The following is a 12,509-nucleotide window of genomic DNA, read 5'->3' as shown; positions in this document are numbered from 1 at the left end:
TTCAACTACTACCGTACAGTCCACTCACCATTGAAAATCGCGCAGACCACCAGAATCAATCAGGCAGGAAGTTCTTCCGTATCGATCAGGGCCAGGCGATTTTCTATCATTGCGCAATAGTCTGGGTTCAATTCGAAACCGACAAAATCACGCCCACAACGTTTGGCAGCTACGGCGGTGGTGCCGCTGCCCATGAAGGGATCGAGAACAACACCGCCGGGTGGGCAGGAAGCCTTGATCATGCGCTCGATGATTTCGAGCGGTTTTTGGGTAGGATGTTCTTCGCGTTCGGCATGCTCTCTGTGCAGGCGCGACACACTCCAGACATCTTTGGGATTGAATCCCATTTCCAGCCACTTCGCGCCTTCGAAAATTTTTCGGCTGCGCGCTTTCTTGGTGGCTGCATCATACGGGATGCGTATCGCATCCAGGTCAAAATAATAATCCTTGGCTTTGACAAAAAAGCCTATGGTGTCATGCACCGATGAATACTTGCGTACACTACCACCCATGGATGGCACTCGTCTGTCCCAGATGATTTCATTCATCATGCTCATGCGTTGCTTGAGCATGACAAACACTTCCGGCGAATAACGCCAGGTCAGAAAAATGTACAGACTGCCATTCGCCTTCAGCTTGGGCAGAGCCAGATCCACCCATTGCGCCATCCATTCCAGGTAAGCGGCAGATTCCATCTTGTCAGAATCATTGCCATAATCCTTGCCCAGGCCATACGGCGGATCAGCCAGCAATAAATCGATGCTGGCATCGGGCACGCGCGCCAGACCTTGCAACGCATCTTCACAAAACACCTGGTTACGCCAGTCAGCCATCATATGCAGGTATTCATCTCAGGCTGCGGTTTCGCTGTCATGGCTTGAGTCGCAATTCTGCACTACGCGCGTGGGCTTGCAAACCTTCGCCATAGGCCAGCTCAGCCGCCACTTTACCCAGGGTCTGTGCACCTTGCTCGCTGACGTGAATCATGGATGAACGCTTTTGGAAATCATATACGCCCAATGGTGAAGAAAATCGCGCAGTACGCGAAGTCGGTAACACGTGGTTGGGACCAGCGCAATAATCACCCAGGGATTCAGATGAATAACGGCCAAGGAACATGGCACCGGCATGGCGTATCTTGTCTGCCCATTGCTGTGGATTTTCTGCAGAAATTTCCAGATGTTCGGCCGCAATGCTATTCGCAATTTCACAGGCTTCATCCATATCACGCACCTTGATCAATGCACCACGATTCGCCAGCGAAGTACGGATCACTGCATGCCTGGGCATGGCAGGCAACAGCTTGACGATGCTGGCCTGCACGGCTTCGATATACGCTTCATCCGGACACAATAAAATGGATTGCGCGAGTTCGTCATGTTCCGCCTGTGAGAACAAATCCATGGCGACCCAGTCCGGGTCTGTCGTGCCATCGCACAAGACCAAAATTTCAGACGGGCCGGCGATCATGTCGATGCCGACGACGCCAAACACACGACGCTTGGCAGCAGCCACATAGGCATTGCCAGGGCCAACGATTTTATCGACAGCAGGGATGCTTGCCGTGCCATACGCCAGCGCCCCGACGGCCTGGGCACCACCAATGGTGAACACACGATCAACCCCGGCAATCGCGGCCGCTGCCAATACCAGCGGGTTCTTTACACCGTCTGGTGTAGGCACGACCATGATGATTTCTTTGACGCCAGCTACCTTGGCCGGTATCGCATTCATCAATACCGAAGATGGATAAGCGGCCTTGCCACCGGGTACGTAGATACCAACGCGATCCAACGGCGTGACTTTTTGCCCCAGCACGGTGCCATCAGCTTCGGTATAACTAAAACCGGCAGAGCCACATTCGGTTTTTTGAATCTCGTGATAAGCACGTACGCGTGCAGCGGCGATTTCCAGCGCTGTGCGACGTTCAGCATTCAATGATGCCAGTGCGGCATGCATTTCTTCCTGTGACAATTCCAGCGCGGCGACACTGCTGGCATTCAGGCGATCAAAGCGATTGGTCGCTTCCAGCACGGCAGTGTCGCCACTGGTTTTGACGCTGGCCAGAATCTGCGCAGCAGCGCGATCTATCGCCTCATCTTCGCTGGCTTCAAAGGCCAGCAGGGAAGTCAGTTTCCTGGAAAAATCTATATCGGCAGTGTCAAGCCGGGTAATCAGGGATGCCATGCTGTTCTCTGGGTCAATTATGCATTTGCTTTGGAGGCGCGATCAAATGCCTCCAATATGGGTTGCAAGCGTTCACGTTTCAACTTCAGCGCTGCCTGGTTCACCACCAGACGTGAAGAAATTTCCATGATGTGCTCAACTTCAACCAGGTTGTTTGCACGCAGGGTGCTGCCAGTGCTGACCAGGTCAACAATCGCATCCGACAGGCCAACCAGTGGTGCCAGTTCCATCGAACCATATAGCTTGATCAAATCCACGTGCACACCTTTGCTGGCGAAATGCTCACGCGCAGTTTCCGTGTACTTGGTAGCGACACGCAGGCGCGCCCCCTGGCGCACAGCGTTTTCATAATCAAAACCAAGCGATACCGCCACCGACATGCGGCATTTGGCAATGTTCAGATCGATAGGCTGGTACAGGCCTGCACCGCCATGTTCATGCAAGACATCCTTGCCAGCCACACCGAAATCGGCAGCGCCATATTGCACATAAGTAGGCACGTCAGAAGCACGCACGATGATGACGCGTACATCAGGATCATTGGTGGCCAAAATCAGCTTGCGCGATTTTTCCGGATCTTCGGCCACGCGTATGCCTGCTGCTTCCAGCAGGGGCAGGGTTTCTTCAAAGATGCGGCCCTTGGACAAGGCCAATGTCAGTTGTGAAGACATTATTTGACTCGCAGTATCTGTGCACCAACTGCGGAGAGTTTGACTTCCATGCGGTCATAGCCGCGATCCAGATGGTAGATACGGTCGATCAGGGTTTCACCTTCTGCCGCCATGGCAGCAATCACCAGCGAAGCAGAGGCACGCAAATCGGTTGCCATCACCGGCGCACCGACCAGCTTATCGACGCCATTCACAATCGCGGTGTGGCCATCGATTTCTATCTTCGCACCCAGACGGTTCATTTCCTGTACATGCATGAAGCGATTTTCAAATATCGTTTCGGTAACAATGCTGGTGCCTTGGGCAATACAGTCCAGCGCCATGAATTGCGCCTGCATATCGGTAGGGAAGCCGGGGTATTCGGTAGTGCGGAAACCGACTCCCTTGGGGCGTCCGCTCATTTGCGCACGTATCCAATCCGGGCCGGTCGTCAATATCACGCCCGCTTCACGCAATTTATCCAGAGCGACATCCAGGATGTCACTACGGGTGTTTTTCAAAGTGATGTCACCACCAGTGGCAGCGACGGCACACAGGAAGGTTGCAGTTTCTATGCGGTCGGCGATCACGGTATGGGTCGCGCCATGCAGACTATCCACACCCTGGATGACCAGGCGATCCGTGCCTATGCCTTCTATCTTTGCACCCATGGCAAGCAGCAGGTTGGCCAGGTCGGTGACTTCCGGTTCACGCGCTGCGTTTTCCAGCACGGTTTCGCCTTCGGCCAGCGTGGCTGCCATCAACAGATTTTCTGTACCTGTCACGGTAATCATGTCAGTGACTATGCGCGCACCCTTGAGTTTTTTTGCCCTGGCATGGATGTAACCAGCTTCTATGGTGATCTCGGCACCCATGGCTTGCAGGCCCTTGATGTGTTGATCCACAGGACGCGAACCTATCGCACAACCGCCAGGCAGGGATACCTTGGCTTCACCAAAACGCGCCAGCAAAGGGCCCAGCACGAGTATCGATGCGCGCATGGTTTTCACCAGGTCATACGGTGCTTCCAGTTTGTCGACGGCGGCACCGTTCAGGGTAGTCACACCATTTTCCTGTGTGACTTGCAAACCCATCTGACGCAGAAGTTTCAGCATGGTGCTGACATCCTGCAACGATGGCACATTGTGCAAAACCACGTCACCCGAGGTCAGCAAGCCTGCGCACAGGATAGGCAGTGCCGCGTTCTTGGCACCGGAGATGTGTATGTCACCATTCAGGCGATTGCCGCCTGTAATCAATAATTTATCCATTATGCGGCGTACTCTTCAGGAGTCAGGGTTTTCATCGAAAGGGCATGTATTTCTTCGCGCATGCGGTCACCCAGCACGGCGTACACCAGTTGGTGGCGTTGTATCGGGCGTTTGCCGGCAAAGGCAGTGGAGACGATCACGGCCTTGAAATGTTGGCCATCGCCTTCGACTTCCAGGTGCGTACATTCCAGACCGGCTGCTATGTAATGTTTAATTTGTTCGGGCGTAGGAAACACGGCTAACTTTCTTGATCAAATGGTGACGCAATTGGTGTTGTAGGTAATGCGGTATTCAGTGTGGCATTCAGTTTGGTACTCAGTGTCTCAACTTATATCCACGTTTTAACATATTGATGGCGATGCTTGCCAACAAAACCGAGAACACGCAAACAATCATCAAACTAAGCAAAGGATCAACATCGGACTTGCCGAAGAAACCAAAGCGGAAGCCGTCTATCATGTAGAAAAACGGGTTGAAGCGCGAAATGCTTTGCCAGATACCAGGCAGGGAATGTATGGAATAAAACACGCCTGACAGGAAAGTGGCAGGCATGATCAAAAAATTTTGAAAAGCCGCGAGCTGATCAAATTTTTCTGCCCAGATACCGGCAATCAGACCCATAGTACCCAACATGGCGGCACCAAGGAAGGCAAAAATCACTATCCACCAGGGCGCAACAAAATGCAGGTCGGCAAACCAGGCTGTCACGATGAAAACGCCAGCACCAACGGCAATACCGCGCAGAATGGCCGCCAGTACATAGGCACTGAATATTTCCCAGTGCGACAAGGGTGGCAATAAAATAAACACCAGATTACCTGTGATCTTGGACTGTATCAGCGACGACGAAGAATTTGCAAAGGCATTTTGCAGAACACTCATCATCACCAGGCCCGGCACCAGGAAAGCCGTGTATTTTACGCCCGGATACACCTGTACATGTTCTTCCAGCACGTGGCCGAATATCAGCAGATACAGCAAAGCCGTCATGATAGGTGCAGTAATGGTCTGGGTAGCTACCTTCCAGAAACGCAAAACTTCCTTGTAGAACAGGGTATTAAAGCCCGTCATGCTGCTCATTTGGAGCCCTCCATGATTTGCAGGAAGACATCTTCCAGATCGGCTTGCAGTAAATGCATATCTTCTATGACACAAGCATCAGCACGGAAAGCTGCCAGCATGCCTTCGACCTGGTTGTAGTCCGTCACACGCAGGGCAAACGAACGCGGGTCAGACGGTGTTTCATGGGTAATGACTTTGTCGCGCAGGCTGACGGGCAGCGCAACCACACCACTGGCCGCCAGCGTAATCCGCAACTGCGAGCCAGAAATGCGTTTGATCAGGTTGGCCGTACTGTCCAGCGCCACTACCTGGCCCAGTTTCAGCATGGCGATGCGATTGCACAGGGCCTGCGCCTCTTCCAGGTAATGGGTGGTCAACACGACCGTATGGCCTTCGCGGTTCAGGCGGGCGATGAATTGCCACAGGGTCTGACGCAATTCGACATCCACACCCGCAGTCGGTTCATCCAGCACGATGACGGGTGGCTTATGCACCAGTGCCTGTGCCACCAGCACCCGGCGCTTCATGCCGCCGGACAGGGCACGCATATTGGTGTCGGCCTTATTGGTCAGGTCGAGGTTTTCCATCACCTCGTCTATCCATTTGTCATTGTTTTTCAGGCCAAAGTAACCGGATTGCATGCGCAAGGTTTCACGTACCGTGAAGAAAGGATCAAACACCAGTTCTTGTGGTACCACGCCAAGCTTCTTGCGCGCATTGCGATAATCACTGACTACATCGTGCCCTTGCACAGTGATATTGCCAGCATCAGCCCGGTTCAGGCCCGCCAGTATGGAAATCAGCGTGGTCTTGCCAGCACCATTTGGGCCCAGCAAGCCGAAGAACTCACCTTCTTCAACCGTGAGTGAAACACCGCCCAGTGCTTGTAGCGACTGGTAGCGTTTTTGTATATTGGTAATTTGTATGGCTGCCATCTGGCGTTGTTTGCACTTTACGTGCTCATCAGGGGTAGAAAGAATCGGAAGCTTGGGCTAAACGCCATTCAGGTGGCGAAACCTTTGATTATAGGGGATTTTCCGGATTTGATCCGAAATGGCACAGCTTCAGGGGTAAGTACTGTGCATTTCAGTGACTGGCAGCACGACGCCGCCAGAAAAGAACCTGTTTACGATCTTACTGCGCGCGCGCAATCGGATTCCGCGCTGGGCTCATGTGCTGCTCAAAATGCTCATGTACTACAGTACATTCCGCTTTTTGCGCTGCGCTTTTGTTACCCTTACCCCGCTGACGCACGCTCGCTACAGATCGTAATCAGGTTCTAAGAAGCGTCAATGTCGTTCTGGAACGGTGACCTGAAACTGTTCGCTCAGGCCATATAAAGCGATCAGGCTGAGCAGACTGGCTGGCAGTCCCTGGAATTGCAATTCTTTACCTTGCTGCAAGGCGTTACGTTGCCATTCAATCATGACAACCACGGCACTGGAATCTATCTTGCTCAATTCAGATAAATCAAAAGCTAATTGCCCGGAGGCAATCGCAGACAAGCCCGCAGCCACTGCTGCGGGGGCATTGTCATGGCATAGATCGCCTGTTACTTTATACACAAATACCTCGTCAGCTTATTTTGCAGCAGCCTTGGCAGCGCCGGATGATGCCAGTTTCTTATTTTTTTCAGACAGTGTCTTGATCAGGCCATCGATACCAGACTTGGTGATTTCTGCTGAAAAGCTGCCTTTATAGGTTTCCACCAACCAGGCACCGAGTACATTGATGTCAAAAATTTTCCAACCAGCCGGCAATTTTTCCAGGCGATAGTTCAACTGGAGAGGCTCGCCACGGGCCTGGATCACCTGGGAACGCACTTCCACCTCAGTGTCTTCAGCAGCCGCACGCATAGGCTTGAATTCCACGCGCTGATCCTTGATCTGGGATATCGCGCCAGAGTAAGTGAACACCAACAAGGTACGGAATTCATTAGTCAGCTGCTTTTGCTGCTCAGGCGTGGCTTCTTTCCAGCTTTTACCGGCAGCCAGCGATGTCATGCGCGGGAAGTCGATAAACGGCAGGATCTTGCTTTCCACCATGTCATAGACACGTTTTTGATTACCGGCCTGAATTTCCTTGTCGTTCTTGGCCAGATCCAGAATTTCCTGACTGAGACGCTTGATCAATACATCTGGCGCTTCCTGTTGCGCCATGGCATTACCACTGAACAGGGTCACACCAAGCAAGGTCAGAGCAATTATTTTTGTGATTAGATTCTTCATTTTTATTCCTTTTTTATGCGATATGCATATCGCGTTAACCTGCCAGCCTGCAAGCAGGTTGACGGCAGTTATTATTTCTTACAATTTGTGCACACCAGATCAGCAGATCCGGTAAATAATTTGCACAAATACAATAATTTTAATCGTCGTCAGGATTCACCTGACCTGCACGACGTTGCAAATAGGCATCCCGGAAAAATACATATTTATCCAGCGCCGCTTCTTCAAGCAAACTGCCGGCATCCAGCACCGATGCCCGTTTATCCACCAGGCGCAACACTGTGCCTATGTTTTTCACGTAGACCGGCCGCTTGTATGTCCACAAATCACCTTTCAAATCAACCGGGGTCGCCAGCGCATCACGTACCGTTGATGGCCCCAACACCGGTAACACCAGGTAAGGTCCGGACTTGACACCCCATTTGCCCAAAGTCTGTCCAAAATCTTCATTGTGCTTGGGCATACCGGCAGCAGAGCCGATGTCCAGCAAACCACCAATACCAAAGGTGGTGTTCACCGCAAAGCGCATCACATCAGTGACGCCATCATTGACGCGGCCCTGCAATATATTGTTCACTGCATTCCAGACATCGCCGATATTGCTGAAAAAGTTACCGACACCGGTTTGCACAAACGTCGGCAAAGCAGCGCGATAGCCTTCCGCCACCGGTTTGACGATCGCCTGATCGACGGTGTCATTGAAACTGAACATGGCACGGTTAAAACCCTCAAGCGGATCACGCGGGTTTTTACCGATATTGGTCTTGGTGCTCAGTACATCAAGGGTTTGGTCTGCCTTGTCCTTGATCTTTTCTACCGTGACCGTGCTACATCCTGTCAACACGATGCTGGTAAGTAGCAATAACAGGGGAAGCAGTCTGCGTAACCCGGAGAATGCAGGGAATGGGGATTGGGATTTCATTTTTTCTCTTCCGTATTGCCATCCGCGGCTTTACTAAACAGGAATTGGCTGATCAGGTTTTCCAGCACAATGGCATCCTGTGTATATTTAATTCTGTCACCGGCAACCAGGACTTTTTCTTCATCGCTGCCAGGTGACAGACCTATGTATTGTTCGCCCAGCAAACCTGCCGTCAAAATCTTGATAGACGAGTTTTGCGGGAATTTATAGCGTTTTTCCAGATCCATCACGACCGTAGCCTGGAAGGTTTTATCATCGAATTTGATTTGGCTGACACGACCGACCACTACACCTGCGCTTTTCACCGCCGCCCGTGGTTTAAGGCCACCGATATTGTCAAAACGTGCCGTTACGGAATAGGTTTGCTCAAATGAGAGCGAGCTCAGGTTACCGGCCTTCAGCGCCAGGAACAGCAAAGCCAGAGCGCCGAGCACCACAAACAGACCTACCCAGAAATCCAGAGATTTTTTTTGCATTTTCTTTTTTCCTACATTTTGTTAGCCAGCCATTGAGCGAGGCATCAACAAATCAATCCGTATGCGCTGCCTGCATGAATGAAACCGTGCATCATTACAGGCGGGCGATGTTTAAAATTCAGATATACCTTAGTTGCTTACATTTGCTCGTGTCTACTATCTACTATATACAAGCTACATGTTTCTTCGTCATGTCATGCACGATCATTGAAACATCCACGCTGTCAGTATGAAATCCAGACACAACACCAGCAAGGAAGAAACAACCACCGTCCTGGTAGTAGCACGTGCCACCCCCTCAGGGGTAGGCTGTGCTTCATAACCTTGAAACAAGGCGACAAAACTGACTGCGAAACCAAACACGATACTTTTGATGACGCCATTGCCTATGTCTTGCCAGATTTCTACGCCAGCCTGCATCTGCGACCAGAACGCGCCATTATCAACGCCGATCAGCTTCACGCCGACGATGTAACCACCAATAATACCCATCGCATTGAATACCGATGTCAACACCGGCATCGCAATAATGCCAGCCAGAAAACGCGGTGCCAGCACCCTTTGTATCGGGTTGACTGCCATCATTTCCATAGCGGCCAATTGTTCACCAGCCTTCATCAAGCCTATTTCTGCCGTCAATGACGTACCGGCACGTCCGGCAAACAGCAATGCTGTCACCACCGGGCCCAGTTCACGCGTGAGTGACAATGCCACCAGCAAACCCAGGGCTTCTTCTGAACCATAACGGTTCAGGACATAATACCCCTGGTAAGCCAGCACAAAACCGATGAATAATCCGGATACGGCAATGATCAGCATGGAATAATTGCCGATGAAATGTATCTGGTCTGTCACCAGGCGTGGCCTGCGCCACAAACCCAGGCAATTACTCAGGATAGAAAAAAAGCTGCGTGCAGAATAGCCAAGATCAGCCACAGTCGATCTGACAGCACCGCCTATTTTTTCAATTATCATGCACGCTTCTCCAGTCCAAGATCATCCTGCAGGGAAGCGCCGGGATAATGAAAAGGAACCGGACCATCTGCCTCGGCATGCACAAACTGCCTGACATAAGGATCATCCGAAACCTGCATTTCTGCCGGCGTACCCTGTGCGACGATTTTGCCCTTGGACAAGAAATAGACATAATCCGCAATCGCAAAGGTTTCATGCACATCATGCGAAACCAGAATGGATGTAGACCCCAATGCGTCGTTCAAGTTCCGTATCAAATTGGCAGCAACCCCCATGGAAATCGGATCCAGACCAGCAAATGGTTCATCGTACATGATCAGTTGCGGGTCAAGCGCCACGGCACGTGCCAGGGCTACACGCCTGGCCATACCACCCGACACTTCAGATGGCATCAGACTTGCCGCATTGCGCAAACCGACGGCCTGCAATTTCAACAACACCAGGTCGCGTATCATGGACTCGCTCAGATCCGTATGCTCGCGCAAGGGAAAAGCCACGTTATCAAACACGCTCAGATCAGTGAACAAGGCACCATGCTGGAACAGCATGCCCATTTTGCGGCGCATGGCATACAAGCCATCATTATCAAGCCGGCTGATTTCCTGTCCATTGACGCTGACACTACCTTGCTGGGCGCGAATCTGCCCACCGATCAAACGCAGTATGGTTGTCTTACCTGATCCAGAACCACCCATCACGGCAATCAGTTTACCGCGTGGAAAATCCATATGCAGCCCGGACAAAATCACCCGGTCTCCATACCCAAAATGGATATCACGAATTTCTACAAGATTTGGCACAGCAGAGGAGATAGTTTTGTAAAAGCTAGATTGTAATGCAGAACAGCAAAGAGAGTTGTACAGACAACTATGACAAAAATACAATTATTCAGGATAAATTCGGAATAACTGAATAAATCCACGCAAAACACAGCAAAGTCACCCATCTCAAAATTTTATTCGAAAATGAGGGGTGAAAAAATAAATTTTTTAATGAACAAGAAGTCAGTTATTTACAAATACTTACTCTTTCATTAAGTTCTTTACTGTTCTGATAGTCTGGTTTAAGCGCCAAGCATACACAAAAACTGCTTGTTCATGATCAATGCCGGGCAATATAAGTGCCAATTAAGCGCCAATAACAACGCAAATCAGTAACTCTGATAGCGCACAAATGAAGCGGGAGCAAGCCTTGCGTGCCTGCTCCCTGTCTTATGTCTTGTCATGCCAGCCATATGCACCTAAGGTGCCAGGCAAGCCGATGCAGATTAACGTGGCAGTACCGAATCACCCATCAGGAAGACATCCACTTCGCGTGCACACTGACGGCCTTCACGGATCGCCCATACAACCAGCGACTGGCCACGACGCATATCACCTGCCGCATACACTTTGTCGACATTGGTTTTGTAGCAGCCAGCACCATCTGTCGTTGCCTTGGCATTGCCACGCGCGTCCTTATCGACACCGAAAGCATCCAGCACCTGCTGGACTGGTGAAACAAAGCCCATGGCCAGCAAGACCAGGTCAGCCTTCATTTCAAATTCGGAATCCGGCACTTCCTGCATCTTGCCATCTTTCCATTCAACGCGGCAGGCGATCAGCTTATCAACCTTGCCGCCCTTGCCTTCCAGACGTTTGGTGGCAACCGCCCAGTCACGCTCGCACCCTTCTTCATGGGAAGAAGAGGTACGCAATTTGGTTGGCCAATAAGGCCAGACCATGGGTTTGTTTTCCTGTTCCGGTGGTTGTGGCATCAGTTCAAACTGGGCAACCGATTTGGCACCATGGCGGTTCGAGGTTCCAACGCAATCCGAACCGGTATCACCACCACCAATCACCACGACATGCTTGCCACTGGCCATGATCTGGTCTTTGACCTTGTCACCCGCATTGACCTTGTTCTGCAAGGGCAAAAAGTCCATGGCGAAGTGCACGCCTTTCAGTTCACGGCCAGGCACCGGCAAATCACGCGGGGTTTCTGCACCACCGGCAATGATGACCGCATCAAATTCTTTTTGCAGTTGTTCAGGCGAGACGGTTTCCTTGGCCCAGTTGGTGACGGTGGCCGGGAAATCCTTGCCGACAAACACACTGGTGCGGAAAATCACGCCCTCTGCTTTCATCTGGTCGACACGGCGGTCGATATGCGATTTTTCCATCTTGAAATCAGGAATGCCATAACGCAGCAAGCCACCAACGCGATCATTCTTTTCAAATACGGTCACATCATGACCGACGCGTGCCAATTGCTGCGCCGCTGCCATGCCTGCAGGACCAGAGCCAACCACGGCGATTTTCTTGCCGGTCTTGATGGAAGGCACTTGTGGCACGACCCAGCCGTTTTCCCAGCCTTTGTCAATGATGAAATGTTCGATCGACTTGATACCTACTGCATCACTATTGATACCCAGGGTACAGGCGGATTCGCAAGGTGCAGGGCAGATGCGGCCAGTAAATTCCGGGAAGTTATTGGTGGAATGCAGCGTATCCAGCGCCAGTTTGTAATTGCCGTTGAAGACCAGATCATTCCAGTCGGGAATGATGTTATTCACTGGACAGCCGTTATTACAGAAAGGAATGCCGCAATCCATGCAGCGCGCTGCCTGCACCTTGGCCTGGCCATCATCAAGATGCACCAAAAATTCTTTGTAATGCTTTTTACGTGACTGTGGTGCCTCGCTTGCTTCCTGCAAGCGTTTGTATTCCATGAAGCCGGTAATTTTACCCATTTTCTAA

At 51.3% G+C, this 12,509-nt stretch carries 14 protein-coding genes; all 14 read right to left on the bottom strand.

The features are described 5' to 3' along the window. Positions 1–59: 59 nt before the first annotated feature. The 14 genes from ACO0LM_RS07545 to ACO0LM_RS07480 all read right to left on the bottom strand — a co-directional run bounded on the left by ACO0LM_RS07545 (position 60) and on the right by ACO0LM_RS07480 (position 12,502). Entirely contained in the window at positions 60–833 is a 774-nt protein-coding gene (locus ACO0LM_RS07545; RefSeq protein ID WP_423035870.1) for a DNA-methyltransferase, read from the bottom strand. Between the two features lie 37 nt (positions 834–870). Beyond that, on the bottom strand, positions 871–2,187 hold the full coding sequence (gene hisD, locus ACO0LM_RS07540; RefSeq protein WP_423035774.1) for a histidinol dehydrogenase: 1,317 nt from the start codon (positions 2,185–2,187) through the stop codon (positions 871–873). A gap of 17 nt (positions 2,188–2,204) precedes the next feature. Continuing rightward, positions 2,205–2,858 carry an ATP phosphoribosyltransferase gene (gene hisG, locus ACO0LM_RS07535; RefSeq protein WP_423035772.1) on the bottom strand — a complete coding sequence of 218 codons (654 nt, stop codon included), beginning with the start codon at positions 2,856–2,858 and terminating at the stop codon, positions 2,205–2,207. Continuing rightward, positions 2,858–4,108, bottom strand: coding sequence for a UDP-N-acetylglucosamine 1-carboxyvinyltransferase (gene murA / locus ACO0LM_RS07530; RefSeq protein WP_423035770.1), 1,251 nt, complete (start codon positions 4,106–4,108; stop codon positions 2,858–2,860). Before murA ends, hisG begins: the two co-directional genes overlap by 1 nt. After that, complete coding sequence (locus ACO0LM_RS07525; protein ID WP_423035768.1) at positions 4,108–4,344, bottom strand: BolA family protein; 237 nt, start codon at positions 4,342–4,344, stop codon at positions 4,108–4,110. The genes murA and ACO0LM_RS07525 overlap by 1 nt, the downstream gene beginning before the upstream one ends. Before the next feature lie 79 nt (positions 4,345–4,423). Beyond that, positions 4,424–5,179 carry an ABC transporter permease gene (locus ACO0LM_RS07520; RefSeq protein WP_423035868.1) on the bottom strand — a complete coding sequence of 252 codons (756 nt, stop codon included), beginning with the start codon at positions 5,177–5,179 and terminating at the stop codon, positions 4,424–4,426. Between the two features lie 5 nt (positions 5,180–5,184). Next, the gene (locus ACO0LM_RS07515) at positions 5,185–6,105 is read right to left on the bottom strand and encodes an ABC transporter ATP-binding protein (RefSeq protein WP_422983288.1); all 921 of its coding nucleotides are present in this window, start codon (positions 6,103–6,105) and stop codon (positions 5,185–5,187) included. 354 nt (positions 6,106–6,459) lie between these two features. After that, entirely contained in the window at positions 6,460–6,735 is a 276-nt protein-coding gene (locus ACO0LM_RS07510) for an STAS domain-containing protein (protein ID WP_423035766.1), read from the bottom strand. 15 nt (positions 6,736–6,750) lie between these two features. Continuing rightward, on the bottom strand, positions 6,751–7,398 hold the full coding sequence (locus tag ACO0LM_RS07505; protein ID WP_423035764.1) for an MlaC/ttg2D family ABC transporter substrate-binding protein: 648 nt from the start codon (positions 7,396–7,398) through the stop codon (positions 6,751–6,753). A 139-nt stretch (positions 7,399–7,537) separates the two neighbouring features. After that, positions 7,538–8,320, bottom strand: coding sequence for an MlaA family lipoprotein (locus tag ACO0LM_RS07500; protein WP_422983295.1), 783 nt, complete (start codon positions 8,318–8,320; stop codon positions 7,538–7,540). Next, the gene (gene mlaD, locus ACO0LM_RS07495; RefSeq protein WP_422983297.1) at positions 8,317–8,796 is read right to left on the bottom strand and encodes an outer membrane lipid asymmetry maintenance protein MlaD; all 480 of its coding nucleotides are present in this window, start codon (positions 8,794–8,796) and stop codon (positions 8,317–8,319) included. The genes ACO0LM_RS07500 and mlaD overlap by 4 nt, the downstream gene beginning before the upstream one ends. Before the next feature lie 204 nt (positions 8,797–9,000). Then, positions 9,001–9,771 carry a lipid asymmetry maintenance ABC transporter permease subunit MlaE gene (gene mlaE / locus ACO0LM_RS07490; protein WP_422983299.1) on the bottom strand — a complete coding sequence of 257 codons (771 nt, stop codon included), beginning with the start codon at positions 9,769–9,771 and terminating at the stop codon, positions 9,001–9,003. Continuing rightward, positions 9,768–10,571 carry an ABC transporter ATP-binding protein gene (locus ACO0LM_RS07485; RefSeq protein WP_423035762.1) on the bottom strand — a complete coding sequence of 268 codons (804 nt, stop codon included), beginning with the start codon at positions 10,569–10,571 and terminating at the stop codon, positions 9,768–9,770. Before ACO0LM_RS07485 ends, mlaE begins: the two co-directional genes overlap by 4 nt. Before the next feature lie 467 nt (positions 10,572–11,038). Beyond that, entirely contained in the window at positions 11,039–12,502 is a 1,464-nt protein-coding gene (locus ACO0LM_RS07480; RefSeq protein WP_423035760.1) for a glutamate synthase subunit beta, read from the bottom strand. Positions 12,503–12,509 lie beyond the last annotated feature (7 nt).

It is taken from the genome of Undibacterium sp. Di26W (genome assembly GCF_049340265.1).
Lineage (GTDB): Bacteria > Pseudomonadota > Gammaproteobacteria > Burkholderiales > Burkholderiaceae_D > Undibacterium.
The sequence above is the reverse complement of the archived record's forward strand: the minus strand, read 5'-3'. Positions and strand labels throughout refer to the sequence as shown.

Coding starts and splice junctions, on each gene's coding strand:
- ACO0LM_RS07545 (WP_423035870.1), bottom strand. CDS start 833: ATGGCTGACTGGCGTAACCAGGTGTTTTGTGAAGATGCGTTGCAAGGT.
- hisD (WP_423035774.1), bottom strand. CDS start 2,187: ATGGCATCCCTGATTACCCGGCTTGACACTGCCGATATAGATTTTTCC.
- hisG (WP_423035772.1), bottom strand. CDS start 2,858: ATGTCTTCACAACTGACATTGGCCTTGTCCAAGGGCCGCATCTTTGAA.
- murA (WP_423035770.1), bottom strand. CDS start 4,108: ATGGATAAATTATTGATTACAGGCGGCAATCGCCTGAATGGTGACATA.
- ACO0LM_RS07520 (WP_423035868.1), bottom strand. CDS start 5,179: ATGACGGGCTTTAATACCCTGTTCTACAAGGAAGTTTTGCGTTTCTGG.
- ACO0LM_RS07515 (WP_422983288.1), bottom strand. CDS start 6,105: ATGGCAGCCATACAAATTACCAATATACAAAAACGCTACCAGTCGCTA.
- ACO0LM_RS07505 (WP_423035764.1), bottom strand. CDS start 7,398: ATGAAGAATCTAATCACAAAAATAATTGCTCTGACCTTGCTTGGTGTG.
- ACO0LM_RS07500 (WP_422983295.1), bottom strand. CDS start 8,320: ATGAAATCCCAATCCCCATTCCCTGCATTCTCCGGGTTACGCAGACTG.
- mlaD (WP_422983297.1), bottom strand. CDS start 8,796: ATGCAAAAAAAATCTCTGGATTTCTGGGTAGGTCTGTTTGTGGTGCTC.
- mlaE (WP_422983299.1), bottom strand. CDS start 9,771: ATGATAATTGAAAAAATAGGCGGTGCTGTCAGATCGACTGTGGCTGAT.
- ACO0LM_RS07480 (WP_423035760.1), bottom strand. CDS start 12,502: ATGGGTAAAATTACCGGCTTCATGGAATACAAACGCTTGCAGGAAGCA.